Below are 20,574 nucleotides of genomic sequence, written 5' to 3'. Positions count from 1 at the left end.
CTGTGGTACGGGCGAGGAGCGTCTGCATGATAAAGGCTCGCCATCGCCGCGAACATGTCCACTGGTGGCCCGTTCTGGTGCCGATCGGTCTCATCCTCGCGAGTGAGTACAAGTTACGCTCCCGGCCGGTGAACCAGTCGATCAACGGAGGCGTGGACGCGACCATCCTCCTGGAGATCGGGGTCTACGGCCTGGTCGCGCTCTACCTGTACCGACGGTTCGGGATCAGGGCGCCGCGCCGACGGGGGTCCTCGATCCGGCTGCTCGGCTGGGGGTTCGCCGTGTTCTCGATGATGAGTGTGCTCTGGACCCCGTTCCCCACGTTCGCCGCGGTGCGCGGCGTGCAACTCCTCATCATCGCCGCGGTCTCCCAGGTGCTGGTGGCCCGGGCGGAGCGGGAGGACCTGTGGCGGCTGGCGCACGCGTTCATTCTGCTCGTGCTGGTCTCCGTGGGCATCGGCGTCGCCATTCCGTTCCCCCGCACGCCGCTGACCGTGGACCGGTTCAACTGGCTCTACGTTCACCCTGTCTCGGCCGGCATCTTCCTCGGTATCGCGATCTTGTTGGTCGCCGGATTCGCGCTGCCCGGGGGACCGCCGAGGCGCTGGCCGCTGCCCGCTTACCCGATCGCGGGGGTGATCCTGGTCGCGGCCCTGGTCGGCACGGGCACCCGGGGTGCGGCCGGCGGCTGCGCGGCCGGGTTGGTGGTGATGTCGCTGCTGGCCCGCGGCCCGCGCGGCAGGGCGATATTCCTGATGATCACGCTGCCATGTGTGATCGTGGCCGGGCTGGCCTTCACCGACCGGTTGGTCGGTTTCGCCACTCGTGGTGAGTCGGTCGAGCAGTTGGAGAGCCTGAACGCCAGGACCGACCTGTGGACGTTCGCGCTACGCGCCTTCAGCGCGGAGCCCTTCTTCGGCAACGGCCTGTCGTCGACGCGCGGGCTCTTCCTCGACGACATCGGCCTGGGGGGCGGCCACAACGCCATCGTCAATGTCCTGGTCGAGGGCGGCCTCGTCGGCCTGACCCTGTTCTGCATGCTGATCCTGGCCCTGATCGTCCGCCTGCTCGTGCTGGTCCGGGCCAGACACGTCCGGGCAGAGGCCGCGATGCTGCTTGGTGTGATGGTCTTCTTCCTGGTCGACGGGGTCACCACCGAGATGGTGGCGGCGCCGGCCAATGTCGCGTCCGTCTGGCTCTACACGGTGATCGCTTGGACGATCCTGCTGGCGCGTAAACCGCCGGCGGACGACAGGCGTCCAGAAACTGACTCCGGGGCGGACACTCCGGATCTCCCCGCACAGGTGGCGTCCCCGAGGGCGGTCAGATGATACGGCTGCGTGTCAACAGGAGGGTCGGTGTCGCCGGTCTGGCGACGCTGGCGGTCCTCGGCACCGGATGGGGCGCGTGGAGCCACGACACACCTGGCCCTGTCGTGGCCGACTGGCGCACGGCCGGGCCGCTCGCCATCGGAACCTCCGCCTACCCCGTTCCGCAGGGGGCGTATTTCGTGGCGCCCTGGGGAAACGACGTCGCCCCGGGCACCGGGGAGGCGCCGTGGCGCACCGTGGGGCACGCGGTGCGGGCCGTCCCCGCCGGCGCCGTCATCGTGCTCCGCGGGGGCGTCTACCACGAGTCCGTCGAGGTGTACGGCAAGCAACTGACCCTGCAGGCCTATCCGCGCGAGGCGGTGTGGTTCGACGGTACCGAGGCGGTGTACGGCTGGGTCCGGGATGGTGCGGTCTGGCGCAGGGACGGCTGGAACATCCGGTTCGACAACACCGACCCGACGGCGGGGGGCGGTGAGGCCTGGCGCATGGTGGGCCCGGAGAACCCCGTGGCCAACTGGCCCGACCAGGTCTTCGTCGACGGGCAGCAGCAGAAGCAGGTGGCCGGCCGCGACCTGCTGAAGCCCGGAACGTTCTTCGTCGACTACGACGGCGGAAAGCTCTACCTGGGCTCCGACCCGACCGGCCACGACGTGCGGGCCACGACCCTGGCCGAGGCGCTCTACCTCAACCAGGCGGACGGCTCGGCCGTCCTCGGCATCGGCTTCCGCCGCTACGCCACGCCGATCAGGAGAATGGGCGCGGTGAAGGGGTTCGCGAACGATCTGCGGTTCGAGAACGACGTCTTCGCCGACACCGCGCTCGCCGGGCTCAGCATCAAGGGTGACCGGATCGTCGTGCGGAACAACGCCTTCCTGCGCAACGGACAACTCGGGCTGCACGGGCACCGCACGCAGCAGGCCACCGTGGCCGGAAACCTGATGGAGGGCAACAACTGGGAGCACTTCGAGATGGCTCCCGTCTCGGGCGGCATGAAGATCACCACGTCGGCCGGGCTCCAACTGGCCGGCAACCGTTCGGAGCGCAACTTCGGGCCGGGCTTCTGGCTCGACGAGTCCGTGTCCGACGCGGTGGTCGCCCGCAACCTCGCGCTGGCGAACGCCGGGCACGGCATTCACTACGAGATCTCGGCACGCGGGCTGATCGTCGGGAACGTCGTGGCCGACAACGGCAAGAACGGGTTGTACGTCAACGAGTCGAGCGATGTCCGGCTGTGGAACAACACCGTGCTGCGCAACGGCGGCACGCAGATCAATGTCATCGACGGCGCGCGGGAACAGGACGACCCACGCATGCCGTGGAACGTGTCCGGCGTGGAGGTGCGCAACAACCTCGTCCAGGGCGGACCCCAGCCCCTCGTGTCGGTCGAGGACCTGACTGGCAGGCGGACTGCGCCAGAAATGGCCGATTTCGACTACAACGTCTACTATCTCGCAGACGGTGGCGGCGCCGATTCCATCAAATGGGTGGACCGCCGGGCCGGGCACCGTTCATTCACGGACCTTCGCACCGTCCAGGAGCGGGCCGAAATCGAACGCCACGGGCGGGAAGCCCGCGGCTCCATTCCCTTTGCCGACCCCGGCGCCTTGGCCGTCGGAGAGGGATTGCCCAATGGCGCTCCCCTCCCGGATGACGTCGCCACCTGGCTCAACGCCCCGGCCGGTCGATCTGTCCGGGTCGGTGCCCCTTAGGCTAAATCATGATCCATTGAAACGAATATGTTGCATTACGAATCAATGGAGTCGATTCCGCATCTGTATCGTTCCACTACGATCTAGATGAATCCGGGCCAGTAGGGCATACGGAACGACGTGTAGGATACCCATGGGTAAAAAGTTAGACCTCGTCAAGCGTTCCGCGTTCGCATTACTCATCGCCGGCTTCGGTCTCGTCCAGGGCGGGACCGCGTCGGCGGACATCGACCCCGAGCCGGGGGTTCCCGAGACCGTCACGGCCGACGCTCTGCCCACCTGGCAGATCAACGGCGTGGTCTGGAAGCAGGTGACGGTCGGGAACACCGTGTACGCGGTGGGCAGCTTCTCCAAGGCCCGCCCGCCGGGGACCAGCCCGGGCGACCCGCAGGAGGTCAACCGGGCGAACATCCTCGCCTACGACATCACCACCGGGAACCTGCTGCCGTTCAACCACACGCTGAACGCGCAGGCCCGCTCGATCGCGGCATCCCCCGACGGGTCGCGGATCTACGTGGGGGGCGAGTTCACCACCGTCGACGGCGTGACCCGCAACCGCCTTGTCGCGTTCAACACCGTGACGGGCGCCGTCGACACCGCCTTCAACCCCTCGGTCGGCTCAGCGGTCTGGGCGATCACCGTCTCCGACTCCACCGTCTACATCGGCGGCAACTTCTTCAACGTCAACGGCTCCTCGCGCAACCGCACCGCCGCTCTCGCCCGGAGCAACGGCGCGCTGCTGCCGTGGCGGCCCGAACCCGACGACGAGGTCCACGCCCTGCTGATGGCCCCGGACCAGAGCCGCGTGCTCATCGGTGGAAAGTTCCAGAACTTCAACGGTGAGGCCCGCGTCGGCATCGCCGCGGTCGATCCGGTCACCGCCGCGTCACTGCCCTGGAGCAGCAGCCCCACCCCCGCCCGCCAGTCCAGCAGCAACTTCTCGTACGTCGACGATCTCGTCACCGATGGCACGCTCGTCTACGGCGCCAACGATGGCGAGGGCTGGCACTGGTTCGACGGCCGCTGGGCGGCGGATCCGTACACGGGCGACCTGGTCTGGCTCGACAACTGCTACGGCGCGACGTACGGCCTCTTCGTCATGGGCCAGGTGCTCTACAGCGTCGGGCACGCGCACGACTGTGCCTCACTCGGCGCGTTCCCTGAGACGAGCCCGCAGACGTGGCATCGCGCGCTGGCCGAGACGACCTATCCGACCGGCACCGACCAGGCCCCGCCGTCCAACAACAGCAACTACAGCGGGCAGCCCGTCCCGAGCCTGCTGCACTGGTACCCGTCGATCAACGCCGGCAGCTACACCGGCATGTATCAGGGCGGCTGGTCGCTCACGGGGAACTCCCAGTATCTGTCGATGGGCGGTGAGTTCACCTACGTCAACGGCAACCCGCAGCAGGGGCTGACTCGATTCGCGGTCAAGTCGGTCGCGCCGAAGAAGGCCGGACCCATCCCCACCTCCAGCCTGACCCCGAGCGCGGTCTCCTTCCAGGAAGGCGCCGCACGGGTCAACTGGCCGGCGACGTGGGACCAGGACAGCGAGACGCTGACCTACGAAGTGCTGCGTGACGGGTCCGGCACGCCGATCGGAACCGTGACGGCCAAGTCCAACTTCTGGACGCTGCCGTCGCTCGGCTTCAAGGACACCGGGCTCACGCCCGGCACCACGCACACCTACCGAGTCCGGGTGAAGGATCCCCAGGGGAACTCGGTCGGCAGCGGAACGTCGGCGCCGGTCACCATCGCCACCACCGGATCGTCGAGCGCCTACTCCGACGCCGTCCTGGCCGACTCCCCCACGAGCTTCTGGCGGCTCGGGGAGGGCAGCGGACCCACGGCGTACGACCACTCGGGCTTCATCGATGTCGCTCAGAAGAGCGGCGTGACCTACGGCGCCGCCGGGGCGATCAACGGGGACACCGACACCGCGTCCCACTACGACGGCACCACGAACGGCTTCGGCGTGACCGGCACCCAGGTCCCGGCGACCCCGAGCTTCACCGCCGAGGCGTGGGTGAAGACCACCTCGACCAGAGGCGGAAAGATCGTCGGCTACGGCAGCGCGGCAACCGGTAACAGCGGCAGCTACGACCGGCACGTGTACATGGACAACGCGGGCCGCATCTGGTTCGGCGTCTATCCCGGCGCCGTCCGCACGGTCAACTCCGCTGCCGGCTTCAACGACGGCCAGTGGCACCATGTCGCGGCCACGCTCAGCGACACGGCCGGCATGGCGCTCTACGTCGACGGCCGCAGGGTCGCCCAGAACTCCGGCACCACCACGGCCCAGGCGTACACCGGCTACTGGCGGATCGGCGGAGACAACCTGAGCGGATGGCCGAACCAGCCGTCCAGCTCCTACCTCAACGGCGACATCGACGACGTGGCGATCTACCCGGCGGCCCTGTCGCACGAGAAGCTGCTCGACCACTACGTCGCCAGCGGCCGTACCAGCCCGATCCCACCCGCCCCCGCGGACGCGTACGGCAAGGCCGTCTACAACGCCGAGCCGACGTTCTACTGGCGACTGGGAGAGCAGAACGGCACAGTCGCCGCGGATGCGGGCAAGGGCGGTGTCGACGGCGCCTACACCGCGACCGGCGTCACCTACGGCCGGCCCGGTGCCATCACCGACAGCACGGACAGAGCGGTCGCACTCAACAACGGCGGCATCGCCTCCAAGGCGTCGTACGTCAACCCGACGACCTACTCGGGAGAGCTGTGGTTCAAGACGAGCACGACCAGCGGCGGCAAGCTCCTCGGCTTCGGCAACGCCGCCTCCGGCACCAGTTCCAACTATGACCGCCACATCTACATGACGAACAGCGGCAAGCTGGTGTTCGGCACGTATACCGGCGCGATCAACGTGATCACCTCGCCGAACGGCTACAACGACGATCAGTGGCATCACGTGGTGGCCACTCAGGGCTCCGGCGGCATGAAGCTGTACGTCGACGGTGCTCTGGTGGGCAGTGACCCCCAGACGGGCGCGCAGAACTACACCGGCTACTGGCGAGTGGGCGGGGACAACATCAACTCCTGGCCGGATCGGCCGACCGGCGACAACTTCAACGGTGAGATCGACGAGGTGGCCGTTTACGGGAGTGTGCTGACCGACTCCCAGATCGCCGAGCACTGGCAGAAGGGCTCGGGCAACGGCCCCGCCAACCAGGCCCCCACGGCGTCGTTCAGTGCCACCTGCACGGATCTGGACTGCTCGTTCGATGCCGGGGCGTCCGGCGACCCCGACGGCTCGATCACCGGGTACGCCTGGGACTTCGGCGACGGCACCACGGGCGCCGGCCAGACGGCCACCCACACCTACCCGGCCGCGGGCGACTACCCGGTCACGCTGACGGTCACCGACGACGCGAGCGCCACGGGGACGCACGCCGATGTGGTCACGCCGCAGCCGCCGGCGAACCCGTCGCCGACGTTGGCCTCGGACGCCTTCGGCCGTACGGCCTCCAGCGGGCTCGGCTCGGCCGACACCGGTGGCGAGTACACGCTTTCCGGCGCCGCCGCCTGGTTCGCGGTGGACGGCGACGCGGCGAAGATCACGATGCCCTCGGCCGGCGCGAACCGGCGGGCGTACCTGAACAGTGTGTCCAGCACGACCTCGGACACCACGTTCTCGGTCACCACCGACAAGGCGGCCACGGGCAACGGCATCTACCTCTGGGGCATCGGCCGGAGCGTCAGCGGTCAGGGTGACTACCGGGCCCGGGTCCGGCTGCTCTCCTCGAACGTGGTCGGTCTCGCGTTGAGTCGTGTCGACACGTCCAACAGCGAGGTGCTGCTGGCGCCCGAGCAGGGCGTCCCGGGTCTGACCTACAGCCCGGGAACCGTGCTGAAGGTCCGGCTGCAGGTGCTCGGGACCTCGCCCACGACGGTCCAGGCGAAGGTCTGGCCCGCCACGAGTGCGGAGCCGGTCGACTGGCAGGTCACCACGACCGACTCGACGGCCGGGCTGCAGGCGCCGGGCAGCGTCGGGTTCGGCGTGTTCCTGTCCGGCAGCGCCGCCAACGCGCCGGTCGTCGCCACCGTGGACGACCTGTCCTCGAACAGCATGGCCAGCGCCCCGACCGCGGCGTTCTCGGTCGCCTGCACCGGCTTGACCTGCGCGGTGGACGCCTCGGGATCGACCCCGGGAACCACGCCGATCGCCTCCTACACCTGGAGTTACGGTGATGGAGTCGTCGAGTCCGGTCAGACCGCCTCGCACACCTTCGCGCAGGCGGGGACGTATCGGATCACGCTGACCGTGACCGGGACCGACGACCTGACCAACGTCACCACCCAGACGGTTACGGTCTCCTAGCGGTTGTCGTCGTCAAGGCCCCGCGGCGCCGCTGCGGGGCCTTCCTTCTGCGCCGGCACGGCTTGGTAGATACGACATGCTGGGGTGGGTTTGTTGAGGTGCGGCTTGTTGGAGTGTGATGCATGAAACCGTTGTCGATCAGTGATGCCTACGTCTTCACTCCCGCCATCCACGGTGACGACCGTGGTCTGTTCTTCGAGTGGTTCCGCGCGGGTGAGTTCACCGAGGTGGTGGGGCACCGGTTCGGCCTCGCCCAGGCGAACTGCTCGGTCTCCGGCAGGGGAGTCCTCAGGGGCGTCCATTTCGCGGAAGTGCCGGTAGGGCAGGCGAAATACGTCACGTGCGTGGCCGGCTCGGTCCTCGACGTGATCGTGGACCTGCGCGTCGGGTCACCGACGTTCGGCAGGTGGGAGATGGTTGCGCTGGACGACGTGACCCGTCGCGGGATCTATCTCGCGGAGGGCCTCGGACACGGCTTCATGGCGACCAGTGAGCAGGCCACGATCGTCTACCTGTGCTCCGAGCCGTACGCTCCGGGGCGAGAACACGGGGTGCATCCGCTCGACCCCGAGTTGGGGATCGCGTGGCCGGACGGTCTGGAGCCGGTCCTGTCGCCGAAGGACGCCGTCGCGCCCACGCTGTCGGAGGCGCGCTCCCGCGGCATACTCCCCGACTACCACCGATGCCGGGAATACTACGAGAAGCTCCGCTCGTCGTAGCGTTTTGCGGGAATTCTGGCATGTTCGGGGCCGCCTCGGCCGGGAGGCGGGCAGAGTGTCACCATAATTCGGCGTGATTGACGTTCGATATCTGCTTGACCGAAATGCCGGCCGCGACCAACATGATAAAAGCTCACAATCGGGTGCCACGAATGAGGGTCGTGGCGCCTGAACTCCGGCATATCCTCCCGTTTCCTGCCTGAAGGTGTGATTCGCCGCCGGATCGGCATCCTGTGGGCACTTCCACATTGTTCCGTCAAGTGTTCTGGACGGATTGCTCGCGACCAAATGTGGACACGGGGCTACATTCCATACCCGTGGGTTGCTCTTTAATATCAGCTAGGAGCGCCGGTCCCGATATGGGCGAGTCTTGGGTCAACCTGAGAGGCGATAGAGGCGTCAACTTCGCGGAAGGTCCGGTGTGCGAGGGGCGTGGTGAATGGAAACGCGACTGGGATTGCCCGACCCTCCGGCCGTCGTCGAACCCGCCGGTGTGCGGCAGGCGAAACGCGTGCCGGCGGCGCGTCGAACCTGGCTGCTGATCCTGGGCGACCTCGCCTGCGCGATCGGCGCGTTCGCCGCCGTCGTGCTGACCCGGGTCGGGCTGGGGATGTTCATCCCGGTCGAGGACTTCCTGCTCGGGCTGTCCCTCACCATTCTGTGGCCGTCGGTCATGGGGCTGGTGGGGGCGTACCGCAGGAAGATCCATGGCGAGGGAACCGAGGAGTTCCGCGCCGTCATGCAGGGAGGCATGGGGCTGATCGCCGCGACCGCGATCGGAGCCTACGCGACCCAGGCCACGGTGGCGAGAAGCCACGTGATGGCCATGATGCCGCTGGCCACCTTGATCACCCTTGTGTTCCGCTACTGCCTGCGCAAGCGCCTGCACCGGGCACGTGCCCGCACCGAGCACCTGCGCCGGGTCGTGGCGGTGGGACACCGCGCGTCCGTCCTCGATCTGATCGCTCAGTTGCGGCGGCAGCCGTACCACGGCATGCGGGTGGTCGCGGCGTGCCTGCCGCGGGACGACTACCAGATGCGGCGGCGTGAGGTCGGCGGGGTGCCGGTGCTGGGGGACTTCGGTGACGTGCCCGCCGTAGTCCTCAAGGCCGAGGCCGACGCCGTCGCCGTGCTCGCCTGCCCGGAGCTGGACGGTGCTGCCCTGCGGCGGCTGGCCTGGGGGATCGAGCCCGGGGGCACCGACCTGTTCGTGGCCTCGGCGCTCATGGATGTCGCCGGACCGCGGATCAGCGTCCGTGTCGTGGCCGGCATGCCGCTCCTGCACGTCGAGCACCCCGACATCGACGGGATCCGCCAACTCGTGAAGAGCGGATTCGACAAGATCGTGGCAGCCGTCGCCCTGCTGGTCACCGCCGTGCCGATGCTCGCCATCGCTTTCGTCATCCGGGCGACCAGTCCGGGCCCGGCTCTGTTCCGGCAGACCCGGGTCGGCCGGCACGGTCGTGAGTTCCAGGTGTTGAAGTTCCGCACGATGGTCGCCGACGCCGAGCGGATCAAACGGGACCTTCTCGATGACAACGAGTCCGACGGGGTGTTGTTCAAAATTAGGAACGATCCAAGGATCACTCGGGCGGGCCGGGTGCTGCGCCGCTACTCCCTCGACGAACTCCCTCAACTCATCAACGTGCTGCGTGGCGAGATGTCGCTGGTCGGCCCGCGCCCGCCGCTGCCGGCGGAGGTGGAGCGGTACGGCACGGACGTCCGCCGTCGTCTGGTGGTCAAGCCCGGGATGACCGGGCTGTGGCAGGTGAGCGGAAGATCGGACCTGTCGTGGGAGGAGTCGGTCCGGCTGGACCTGCGTTACGTGGAGAACTGGTCGCTCATGTTGGACCTGCAACTGCTGTGGAAGACGTGGTCGGCGGTCACTCGCGGAGACGGGGCCTACTGAGCATGAGGGCCCCCATGTGGTAGTCGCAAGGACTCGATCAACGACTCGGTCAACGACGAACAGTGCTCGATCTCGCGCGTCATCCGACGGCGAGAACGCGGGCGAGGGAGAACATCGATGACAATCTGCCGGCTGTGCGGCTCGGCGAATCTGACGGGGGTCGTCGACCTCGGCGCCACGCCCCCATGCGAACGCTTCCTGACGGCCGACCGGCTCGACGAGCCGGAGCCCACCTACCCGCTGCACCTACGGGTCTGCACCGACTGTTGGCTGGCGCAGCTCCCGCGACTGATCACTCCGGAGGACACCTTCACCGAGTACGCGTACTTCTCCTCGTACTCGACCTCCTGGGTGGAGCACGCACGGAGGTTCGTCGCCGAACGGGATCCGCGACCGGGCGCGTTCGTGGTTGAGGTGGCCAGCAACGACGGCTACCTCCTGCAGCATGTCGTCGAACGCGGGGTGCGCTGCCTGGGCATCGAGCCGTCGGCGAATGTCGGGCAGGCGGCCAGAGACCGGGGCGTGCCCACGCTCACCGAGTTCCTCACCCCCGAGATCGGGCGGAGGGTCCGCGCCGAGCACGGGCCCGCCGACCTGGTCGTGGCCAACAACGTCTACGCCCACATCCCCGATGTGGTCGGCTTCACCAGGGGTCTGCGGGCGCTGGTCGCCGACGACGGCATGGTCTCCGTCGAGGTGCAGCACCTGCTCTCGCTGATCGAGCTCAACCAGTACGACACGATCTACCACGAGCACTTCCAGTACTACACGGTCGCCTCGGCGCAGCGGGCGCTCGCGAGCGGCGGCCTGACGCTGGTGGACGTGGAGCCGCTGCCCACGCACGGCGGTTCGATCCGGCTGTGGGCCCGCCCCCATGGCGAGCCCGGCGAGCGTGTCCAGGAGATGCTGGCCCGGGAGAAGGCGGCCGGCCTGCACGAGCTGTCCGGGTACGCCGACTTCGCCGCCCGCGTCGCCCGGGTCCGGCGGGACCTGCTGAGATTCCTCATCGAAGCCGCCGACGTGGGCCGGACCGTCGCCGGGTACGGCGCGCCGGGCAAGGGGAACACACTGCTCAACCACTGCGGAATCCGGTCCGACCTGCTCCCGTACACGGTGGACCGAAACCCCTACAAGCACGGCAGGTTCACCCCGGGGACGCGGATCCCGATCCTGCCGCCGGAGCGTCTCGCCGCCGACCGGCCCGACTACGTCCTGGTGCTCCCGTGGAACCTGCGCGAGGAGCTGACCGAGCAGCTCTCCTACGTCCACGACTGGGGTGGCCGGCTGGTCTTTCCCATCCCCCGCCTGGAGGTCGTGTGAAGGTCGTGCTGTTCTGCGGCGGGCGCGGCACGCGGATGCGCAGCGAACTGCCCGGCGGCGACTTACCGAAGCCGATGCAACTCGTCGGGCCCCGGCCGCTGCTCTGGCACGTCATGCGCTACTACGCGCACTTCGGGCACAAGGACTTCCTGCTGTGCCTGGGGTACGGAGCCAACTCGATCAAGGAGTTCTTCCTCAACTACCAGGAGACCGACTCCAACGACTTCGTGCTGAACGGCGGCCGGGTCGAGCCGCTGTCCACCGACATCTCCGACTGGTCGATCACCTTCGTGGACACCGGGCTCGACACCCCGATAGGAGAGCGGCTGCGCCGGGTGCGGCCGCACCTCGACGGTGCGGAGATGTTCCTGGCCAACTACGCCGACGTCCTCTGCGACGTACCGCTGACCGACGTGATCGACCGCTTCGCCGTCACGGACGCGGGCGCGTCGATGCTGGCCGTTCCGCCCAACAACACCTTCCACTGCGTGGACCTGGGCGAAGGCGGGCTGGTCGGCGGGATCACCCCGGTAAGTCGGATGCCGCTGTGGGTCAACGGCGGCTTCTTCGTGCTCCGCCAGGAGATCTTCGAGCACATCCCCGAGGGCGGCGACCTGGTCGCGGACGGCTGCGCCGAGTTGGCCAAGCACGGCAGGCTGCTGGCCTACCCCTATCGCGGCTACTGGCGGCCGACCGACACCGTCAACCAGCGGCTGGAGCTGGATCGGGCGTGGGCCCGCGGTGATCGGCCATGGGCGTTGTGGGAGGCGTCGTGATGTCGCGGCTGGCGCCGGATCGCTGCGAGGAGATCGTGCTCCTCGCCGCGCACTGCGACGACCTGCCGATCGGGGCGGGCGGGACGCTGCTCGAGCTCTGCCGGGCCCGTCCCGGGCTGCGGATCACCGCGCTCGTGTTGTCGGGCGGCGGCACCGCGAGGGAGGCGGAGGAGCGGGTGGCGCTGCCCGCTTTCTGCCCCAAGGCGGAGCTCGATCTGACCGTGCTCGACCTGCCGGACGGCCGGCTCCCCGCACACTGGGAGCAGGCCAAGCAGGCGCTGGAGGACCTGCGGCGGCGGTGCGATCCCGACGTGGTGTTCGCCCCCGCGCCGCATGACGCGCACCAGGACCACCGAGGACTGGCCCGGCTGGCACCCACAGTGTTCCGCGATCACCTGACGCTGGGCTACGAGATCCTCAAGTGGGAGTCCGACCTGGCCCAGCCCGCCGTCTTCGTGCCGCTGGCCCGGGAGACTCTGCGGGAGAAGATCGACCTGCTGCACGCGCACTACCCCTCTCAGCACGCGCGGAGCTGGTTCGACGAGGAGACGTTCCGCGGGCTCGCCAGGGTGCGCGGAGTGCAGTGTCAGAGCCGCTACGCCGAGGCGTTCCACGCGGCCAAGCTCACCATCGATTTCACGGCCGGTCCCAGGGCCGGCTTCTAGGGAGAGATTTCGTTGCGTGTTCTACTGACCGGTCACCAGGGCTACCTGGGCACGGTGATGGCTCCGGCGCTGGCCGAGGCCGGCCACGACGTGGTCGGGCTCGACTCCGGGCTCTTCGCCGACTGCGTGCTCGGCTCCGCCCCCGCCGACCCCAAGGCGTACGCGGTGGACCTGCGGGACGTACGCCCCGAGCACCTGGCCGGCTTCGACGCGGTGATCCACCTCGCGGCGCTGTCCAACGATCCGTTGGGCTCGCTGGCTCCCGAGCTGACCTACGACATCAACCATCACGCCTCGGTACGGCTGGCCAGGCTGGCCCGGGACGCCGGAGTGCGCAGGTTCCTGTACGCGTCCACCTGCTCGGTCTACGGCGCCTCCGGCGGTGACGACCTCGTGACGGAGGACGCGCCGCTGCGTCCGGTCACCCCGTACGCCGTCTCGAAGGTCCAGGTCGAGGAGGACCTGGTCGAGTTGGCCGACGCGGACTTCAGCCCGGTGTTCCTGCGCAACGCCACCGCGTTCGGATTCTCGCCCCGGCTGCGCGCGGACATCGTGCTGAACAACCTGGTCGGCCACGCGGTGCTCAGCGGCGTGGTGAAGGTGCTGTCCGACGGCACACCCTGGCGGCCTCTCGTACACGCCGAGGACATCGCGGCCGCGTTCCGGCTGGCGCTGGTCGCCCCGCGTGAGGCCGTACACCTCGGGGCGTTCAACGTGGGGACCGAGCGGAACAACGTGACCGTGAGGGAGATCGCCGAGGAGGTGGTCAGGGCGGTCCCGGGCGCCGAGTTGCTGATCACCGGAGAGACCGGGGCGGACCCGAGGTCCTACCGGGTGGACTTCTCCCGGATCCGTACGGCGCTGCCCGGTTTCGACTGCGCCTGGACGGTCCCGGCGGGGGCGGCCGAACTGGCGGCCGCCTACCGGCGGCTCAGCCTCACCCCGAAGGATTTCGACACCCGGTTCACCCGGCTGGCCCGGCTGTCCGACCGGCGTGCGGCGGGGACCCTCGACGAGAGCCTGCGCCCGTGACAGGGCGCGAGATGCACGACCTGGTGACACGGCTCTACCCGCTGTGCCGGAGCATCACCGGGGACGGGGTGCGGCGCACGCTGGAGATCATCCAGGAGTCGATCCCGCTGGACGTGCACGAGGTGCCGACCGGGACCCAGGTGCTCGACTGGACGGTGCCGAAGGAGTGGAACATCCGCGACGCCTTCGTGAGGGATCCCACGGGCGCCAAAGTGATCGACTTCGCCGAGTCGAACCTGCACGTGGTCGGCTACAGCGTGCCGGTGTCGGCCACGATGACCCTCGACGAGCTGCGACCGCACCTGCACACGCTGCCCGGGCAGCCGGACCTGATCCCGTACCGGACCAGCTACTACGCGGAGACCTGGGGGTTCTGCCTCAGGCACGAGACGTTGTCGGCGCTGGGCCCCGGGCCGTACGAGGTGCGCATCGACTCGACGCTCGCCGACGGTCACCTGACGTACGGCGAGCATGTGGTGCCGGGGGAGTCCGCCGACGAGGTGCTGGTCTCGTGCCACGTGTGTCATCCGTCGCTGGCCAACGACAACCTGGCCGGTGTCGCGGTGGCGGTGGAGCTCGCCAGAAGGATCGCGCGGGCGAACCCCCGGTACACCTACCGGTTCCTGTTCGCACCCGGCACCATCGGGGCGATCACCTGGCTCGCGCGCAACCGGGAGCGGGCCGGGCGCATCAGGGCCGGGCTCGTGCTCGCCTGTGCCGGGGACGGCGGGCCGCTGACCTACAAGCGCAGCAGGCGGGGGAACGCCGAGATCGACCGTGCGGTGGAGCAGGTGCTCCGCTCCTCCGGACGGCCCCACACGATCATCGGCTTCTCGCCGTACGGCTACGACGAGCGCCAGTTCTGCTCGCCCGGGTTCGATCTGGGCGTCGGCTCGCTCACCCGGACGCCGTACGGCGCCTACCCCGAATATCACACCTCGGCCGACGACCCCGGGTTCGTCTCGCCCGAGGCGATGGCGGACACGCTGGAGACCTGCTGGGAGGTGCTGGGCGTGCTGGAACGCGACCGCCGCTACCTCAATCTCAGCCCCTACGGAGAGCCCCAGCTCGGCAGACGCGGACTGTACGGATCGCTGGGAGGCCGCAGCGACACCAGGGACGACCAGATGGCGATGCTCTGGGTGCTGAACCTCTCCGACGGTGACCACAGTGTGCTGGACATAGCGGAACGATCCGGGCTCCCGTTCGATCTCGTGGCGGACGCGGCACATGCCCTCGCGGACGCTGGACTGCTCAAGGAGCGATAGATGACGCAATTCGCCACCCCCGCATCGCTGAGCCTCAACCTGAGGGTCGGCGAACTGGTGGAGGTTCGCAGTGAGGAGGAGATCCTCGCCACCCTCGACGAGAGGGGGGAGCTGGATGCTCTGCCCTTCATGCCGGAGATGCTGAGGTACTGCGGTCAGCGTATGACTGTGCACAAGGTGGCGCACAAGCTGTGCGACACGATCAGCGGCAGCGGCATGCGGCGCATGGACGGCGCCGTCCACCTGACCGGGGCGCGGTGCGACGGGTCGGCCCATGGCGGCTGCCAGACCGCCTGCTCGCTGTACTGGAAGGAGGCCTGGCTCAAACGAGTGGACGCCGGGACCCCAGAAGCTGGGGATGCCGTCACCCCCCGGCCGTCCCGGCCGCTCCTGCCCCTGCTGGAGGTCAACAGCAGGAAGGAACCCGGCCCGGACGGAGAGGAGCGCTTCTCCTGCCAGGCCACCGAACTCCTGCGCGCCGCCCCTGTCTGTCTGCCGCTGAAGAACCTGGGGCAGTACGTCACGGACGTGCGCAGCGGCAACGCCGGTTCCCTCGCGGTGCTGCGAACCTTTCTGGTCCAAGTTTTCAACCGCTACCAGAACATCAGCAGGCGGCTGCTTCCGCGGTGGCTGTGGATCCGGGGCGGGTTGCGCTGGGGTTGGGTCAAGGGCGGGGCGGGAGCTCACACCCCGGTCGCGCATCTCGGGCTGCGGCCGGGCGAGCTCGTCCGGGTCAAGCCCAAGGAGGAGATCCTCAAAACTCTCAACGAGGACCTGCTCAACCGCGGGATGGGGTTCGAGGAGGAGATGAGCCGTCACTGCGGCCGGACGGCCCGGGTGCTCGCCAGGGTCGACCAGTGCATCGACGAGAAGACCGGGCGGATGCTGCGGATGAAGACGCCCTGCGTCATCCTCGACGACGTCGTCTGCGGGGGCGTCTACAACGCCAACTGCCCCCGTGGCTTCGTGCCGTTCTGGCGGGAGATCTGGCTTGAGCGCGTCGAGGAGACACGGCCGGCATGAGCCGCTCTCCAGAGCAGGAACGGGAACGGGAACAGGAGGCGGGGCTGAGCTCGATCGGCCGCAAGGCCGGCCGGGGTCTGGGGTGGAGCCTGCTGGGCACCCTGGTGACCAAGATCGGCTCTCTCGCCATGGGCCTGGTGCTCGCCCGGCTGCTCGCGCCCGCGGACTTCGGCCTCTACGCCATCGCGCTGGCCGCCTCCCAGTTCGTCATGCACATCAACGACGCGGGCATCATCGCGGCGACCGTGCAGTGGCGGGGGAAGCTGGAGGACATGGCGCCGACCGCGGCGGTGCTGGCCGTCTCGTTCAGCACAGCCGTCTACGGGATCTTCTGGGTGATCGCGCCGGCCTTCGCCCGTCTGGCGGGCAACGAGGCGGCGACCCCGGTCGTACGCCTGCTGACTGTGATCATCCTGGTGGACGGGCTGACCGCGGTCCGCAGCGGGGCCCTGCTGCGCAGATTCGAGCAGGACAAGCTGACGAAGGCCAACATGGTGGGTTTCGTGGCGAACGCCGCCCTGGCCATACCGCTGGCCGCCGCAGGCGCCGGAGCGTACAGCTTCGCCACGGGGCAGGTCGCGGCGTCGGTGGTCACCGGGGTGCTGGTGTTCCTGGCGGCCAGGTTGCCGGTCCGGATCGCCGTGGACCGTGAGATCGCCGCCAGGCTCCTGCGGTTCGGCCTGCCCCTGGCGGGAAGCCTAGGCATCGAGTCGGTGCTGGTGAACGCCGACTACGTCATCGTCGGGGATGCCCTCGGCCCGGTCGCCCTCGGCTATTACCTGCTCGCGTTCAACGTGTCGAGCTGGGTGCCGGGCCTCGTCGGCACCGCCGTACGCTACGTCTCCGTCGCGGGCTTCTCCCGACTGGCCGAAAACGATCCGGAGTCGCTGGACCTGGGCGTGCGCCGGACCGTCCCTCTGCTGGTCGCGGGCGTGCTGCCGGCGGCCGTGCTCATGTGCACGCTCGCACACGAGATCGTGGTCTTCCTGTACGGCGCGAAATGGGCCCCGGCCGCCGACGCCCTGCGTTTTCTCGCGGTGCTGATGGTGGTCCGGATGTTCGTCTCCTTCGCCTTCGACATCCTCACTTCGGTCGGCGCCACCAAGTGGACGGTCTGGGTGAACCTGGGCTGGGCCGTGGCGCTGGTGGCGGCGCTGCTGGCGGGCACCCGCATGGACGGCATCCGCGGCACCGCGATCGGTCACGCCGTGGTCGCTGTGCTCGTCGCGCTTCCGCTCACGGCATGGGCCCTGAACCGGGCCGGCGTCCGGTTGCGGCCGGTGCTGCCCGGACTGGTGCGGCCACTGTGCGGTGCCGCACTCGCCGCCCTGGTCATCACCATGATCGCCGCCGTGTCGGCGCCGCTGACTGGTGATCTCCCAGTGGTCGAGTTGTCGGTGGCCGGCAGCGCCGGCCTGCTTGTCTACATTCTCGTCGTCGTACCCATGAGCCGCATCAGGCAGTTGACCACGCGCGTGGTCCGGCTCATCTGAAAGGAACGAACATGCGGGGCAATGACGTCCTGGTGTCCGTCGGACTCCCGGTGCGCAACGCCGCCGATCGGCTGGAGCGCGTGATCGGATCGGTACTCGCCCAGGACCACGAGCACATCCGACTCGTCGTCTCCGACAACGCCTCCACCGACGACACCGAGGAGCTGTGCCGGGAACTGGCGAGATCGGACCGCCGGATCCTCTACCACAGGCAGACGGAGAACGTCGGGATCCTCAACAACTTCATCACCGTCATGCGGCTCGCCGAGGGGGACCTCTTCCGCTGGGTCGGAGACGACGACTGGCTGGCCCCCCACTGCGTCTCCCGCATGGTCGACGTGTTCGCTCGGGACGAGCGACTCCTGCTGGTGACCTCCCAGACCGCCTACACCGGCCCGGACGGGGTGACGGAGAGCGCCGAATACGTCGGCACCGGCCTGACGTCGGACGACCCGGTGGATCGGTTCGCCGAGATGCTGCGGATGCTCAACGAGAGTCATCTCCTCATCGACCCCCTGTACGGAATGGTCCGGCGCGACCGGGTCGTCGCCATCGCGCGGCGGAACATGCTTCGGGAGGACGAGGTGTTCGCGGCGAAGCTGGCGCTGGCCGGCCCGTGGGCGCACGTGCCCGAGGTGCTCGGCCACCGGCACTGGAAACACGAGAGGATGCCGGAGATCGCCCGACGCCTCGATGTGCCGCCGTGGCAGGCCCACTTCGCCTCGGTGCTTCAGTGCGTCGAGATGCTGCGCTGGCTGTCGGCCACGCGCCTCACCGCCGAGCAGCGTCGGCGGGCCCGGCGGGCCGTGTACGGCTGGTACGCCCGCCGTCAGTGGCGGACCACCGCACACCGCGGCCGCAAGCTCATCCAGATGGCCTCCGGTGCGCTCACCCCTCGGCCGGGGGCCGGACATTGACCGGCTCACCCAGGACCTCTCGGTCTATCCGGTCGGGCGGCCGGGACAACCGACCCTTCGCCGCCGTTCGGAGGGCAGACCAGCTCCGGTGACGCAGGAACGGAAACTCGAAAACTGTGGAGAACAACCACGCGACGAGCAAGCTCACCGGTACGGCTACGGCCACTGTGGTGAGGAACGCGGGTATGCCGGGGGCGACTCGCGGGGCGATCACCATCGTGCTCAACACCACCACGATCGGGGCATGCGTCAGATAGAGACTGTAGGAGATCCGGCCCAGTGCGCGGATCGGAGCCGCGTCGAGCAGCCGGACGAGGCCGACGGGACGGCCTGTTGCCACCGATGCCAGGGCCAGGCCGGCGGCGGGCCCGATCGCCAGATCGATCCAGAAGAAGTGTGCCGCCGTCCACGCCGGTCCGTTGACACAGATCAGCACGACCACAGGGACGGCGGTCAGCGCCGCGAGTGCCGCGAGAGACCAGGGCCTGGCCGCCCGCTTGGGCCGGGTGAGGATCATCGCGGCGACGATGCCGATCGCGAACAGCGCAGCGAACTGCGGCGTCAGTCGCATCAGCGTGGCCACGGCGGGCACTTCGGGCGACAGCAGCCCGATCATCGCGACCAGCGCTGTCACGATGCCGAGCAGCACCACCGCCCCGGCCCGCCGCAGCACGAAGATCATGATGGGGAAGGCCAGGTAGAGCTGGGCCTCAACCGCGATGGACCAGAAGGCGCCGTTCGGGCTGGGAGATCCGGCGATGTCCTGCAGCAGCAGGCCGTACAGCACCACCGATTTGAGGGTGGGCACGCCTTCGCCGGGCTGCGGTACCAGCGTCCACGCGACGACCAGGCTGAATGCCAACGCCCCCCAGTACGGCGGGAGGATGCGCCACGCCCGGCGGGCGGCGAACCGGCGCAGGCCGCCGAGCCGCCAGTCGGAGCGGGCGGGGGAGACCGCGAGCGAGAAGCCCGAGAGCACGATGAAGAGGACGACCGCGAAGTGTCCGTAGAGCAGCCAGCTCAGCCACCCCGGACCGGTGTCGGCGGGAAACCCGGGAAACGACGTCAGCCGGCAGTGATGCAGCACGACGAACAGGGCCGCGAGCCCCCGGATTCCGTCCAGCCCCGCCAGGCGACCTCGCTCGGCGGACGACTCCATTCGATCCACTCCAGATTATCGTCGGACGGCCGCGAGATGTCACAGGTAACGGTTGTTGGATCGTTTCAAACCGGGGGCGCGGACTCCCGATTGGTAAAGTACATTCTCCGGTGTTCGTCGTACATGGGAACGCTCGGAGGGTGAGGAAGCATGGACTTCTGGAAGCGCATCCTCGGGCTCGTGCGGCGTAAATTCGTCGGGCCTCCACTGATCACCTTGGGGATTTTGGCCGCCGTAATCACCTATTTGGTCGTGCCCACTCGCTATGTGTCCAGTTCCTCCATGGTGCTGACCACTCCCGCGACCGGCGGCACCCTGTCCGCCGATCCCGATGAGCCGGTCGGCCTGACCAACCCATTGCTTCAGTTCAATGACGGCCTGCGAACGACGGCCGGCATTCTGATCCTCGCGATGAACACCCCGCAGATGCTGGAACGGCTCGGTGCCGGCGACGGCAGCCCGACGGAGATCATGATCAACGATGGGCGCACCAATCCGGAGCTTCTCGGTATGAGCCTGAACGGCCCGTTCCTCTATATCGAGGTGGACAGCGACTCGCCTGACACCGCCCGTGCCGTGGCGGTGCGGGCGGAACAGTTCATTCGCGAGGAGTTGGACGCGCGGCAGCGGGCGCTCAAAGCCCCGGCGTCCACCCATATCGCGGTCACCGCCGTGGTGCCGCCGGCGGTCCCTGAGGCTCGGCGCGCCACCAAACTGGGCACCGCGGTCGGGGCGCTGCTGGCCGTGGTCGCCGGCGGGCTCGGCCTCGCCTATTTCCGGGAACGGATGCGGGACGTCCGGCGCGAAAGACGTTCCGTACCCGATCCGTGGGGTGCCGGGCCTGATCCGCAGGAGAACGGGGCCGTTCCGAGGGAGAACGCGGACGAGGTCACACCGACGGCTCCAAGTGCCCGATGAAC

General features: G+C 68.7%; 15 protein-coding genes. 14 read left to right on the top strand and 1 reads right to left on the bottom strand.

Features of this window, described 5'->3' with window-relative positions; genetic code table 11:
* Window positions 1-26: 26 nt before the first annotated feature.
* The 13 genes from Mth01_RS06585 to Mth01_RS06525 all read left to right on the top strand — a co-directional run bounded on the left by Mth01_RS06585 (window position 27) and on the right by Mth01_RS06525 (window position 18,495).
* The gene (locus tag Mth01_RS06585) at window positions 27-1,331 is read left to right on the top strand and encodes an O-antigen ligase family protein (protein WP_204013040.1); all 1,305 of its coding nucleotides are present in this window, start codon (window positions 27-29) and stop codon (window positions 1,329-1,331) included.
* Entirely contained in the window at window positions 1,328-3,040 is a 1,713-nt protein-coding gene (locus Mth01_RS06580) for a right-handed parallel beta-helix repeat-containing protein (RefSeq protein ID WP_204013038.1), read from the top strand. The genes Mth01_RS06585 and Mth01_RS06580 overlap by 4 nt, the downstream gene beginning before the upstream one ends.
* Before the next feature lie 133 nt (window positions 3,041-3,173).
* Window positions 3,174-7,373, top strand: a complete 4,200-nt coding sequence (locus tag Mth01_RS06575) for a LamG-like jellyroll fold domain-containing protein (protein WP_204013036.1) — start codon at window positions 3,174-3,176, stop codon at window positions 7,371-7,373.
* A gap of 122 nt (window positions 7,374-7,495) precedes the next feature.
* Window positions 7,496-8,092 (top strand): dTDP-4-dehydrorhamnose 3,5-epimerase, encoded by a 597-nt coding sequence (gene rfbC, locus Mth01_RS06570; protein WP_204013033.1) that lies wholly within the window; start codon window positions 7,496-7,498, stop codon window positions 8,090-8,092.
* Between the two features lie 439 nt (window positions 8,093-8,531).
* Entirely contained in the window at window positions 8,532-10,001 is a 1,470-nt protein-coding gene (locus Mth01_RS06565; RefSeq protein WP_204013031.1) for a sugar transferase, read from the top strand.
* A gap of 117 nt (window positions 10,002-10,118) precedes the next feature.
* Complete coding sequence (locus Mth01_RS06560; RefSeq protein WP_204013030.1) at window positions 10,119-11,321, top strand: class I SAM-dependent methyltransferase; 1,203 nt, start codon at window positions 10,119-10,121, stop codon at window positions 11,319-11,321.
* A complete protein-coding gene (locus tag Mth01_RS06555; RefSeq protein WP_204013028.1) occupies window positions 11,318-12,097 on the top strand; it encodes a glycosyltransferase family protein in 780 nt (259 codons plus the stop codon). The genes Mth01_RS06560 and Mth01_RS06555 overlap by 4 nt, the downstream gene beginning before the upstream one ends.
* Complete coding sequence (locus Mth01_RS06550) at window positions 12,073-12,762, top strand: PIG-L deacetylase family protein (RefSeq protein WP_239089418.1); 690 nt, start codon at window positions 12,073-12,075, stop codon at window positions 12,760-12,762. Before Mth01_RS06555 ends, Mth01_RS06550 begins: the two co-directional genes overlap by 25 nt.
* Before the next feature lie 12 nt (window positions 12,763-12,774).
* Window positions 12,775-13,794 carry an NAD-dependent epimerase/dehydratase family protein gene (locus Mth01_RS06545; protein ID WP_204013026.1) on the top strand — a complete coding sequence of 340 codons (1,020 nt, stop codon included), beginning with the start codon at window positions 12,775-12,777 and terminating at the stop codon, window positions 13,792-13,794.
* Complete coding sequence (locus Mth01_RS06540; protein ID WP_239089417.1) at window positions 13,791-15,062, top strand: DUF4910 domain-containing protein; 1,272 nt, start codon at window positions 13,791-13,793, stop codon at window positions 15,060-15,062. The genes Mth01_RS06545 and Mth01_RS06540 overlap by 4 nt, the downstream gene beginning before the upstream one ends.
* Window positions 15,063-16,085: a hypothetical protein gene (locus tag Mth01_RS06535; RefSeq protein ID WP_204013024.1), complete on the top strand. Its 1,023-nt coding sequence runs from the start codon at window positions 15,063-15,065 to the stop codon at window positions 16,083-16,085.
* Entirely contained in the window at window positions 16,082-17,578 is a 1,497-nt protein-coding gene (locus tag Mth01_RS06530; protein WP_204013021.1) for an oligosaccharide flippase family protein, read from the top strand. The genes Mth01_RS06535 and Mth01_RS06530 overlap by 4 nt, the downstream gene beginning before the upstream one ends.
* Window positions 17,579-17,589: 11 nt before the next feature.
* On the top strand, window positions 17,590-18,495 hold the full coding sequence (locus Mth01_RS06525) for a glycosyltransferase family 2 protein (protein WP_204013018.1): 906 nt from the start codon (window positions 17,590-17,592) through the stop codon (window positions 18,493-18,495).
* Here the strand turns inward: Mth01_RS06525 and Mth01_RS06520 are convergent.
* Window positions 18,467-19,654, bottom strand: coding sequence for an acyltransferase family protein (locus tag Mth01_RS06520; RefSeq protein WP_204013015.1), 1,188 nt, complete (start codon window positions 19,652-19,654; stop codon window positions 18,467-18,469). The two genes, Mth01_RS06525 and Mth01_RS06520, sit on opposite strands and share 29 nt — an antisense overlap.
* 150 nt (window positions 19,655-19,804) lie before the next feature.
* Between Mth01_RS06520 and Mth01_RS06515 the strand changes: the two genes are divergently transcribed.
* The gene (locus Mth01_RS06515; protein ID WP_204013012.1) at window positions 19,805-20,572 is read left to right on the top strand and encodes a hypothetical protein; all 768 of its coding nucleotides are present in this window, start codon (window positions 19,805-19,807) and stop codon (window positions 20,570-20,572) included.
* Window positions 20,573-20,574 lie beyond the last annotated feature (2 nt).

This window comes from Sphaerimonospora thailandensis, assembly GCF_016863115.1.
Taxonomy (GTDB): Bacteria; Actinomycetota; Actinomycetes; order Streptosporangiales; family Streptosporangiaceae; genus Sphaerimonospora; species Sphaerimonospora cavernae.
Note: the sequence above shows the minus strand (reverse complement) of the source record. Positions and strands in the feature narration are given on the sequence as shown.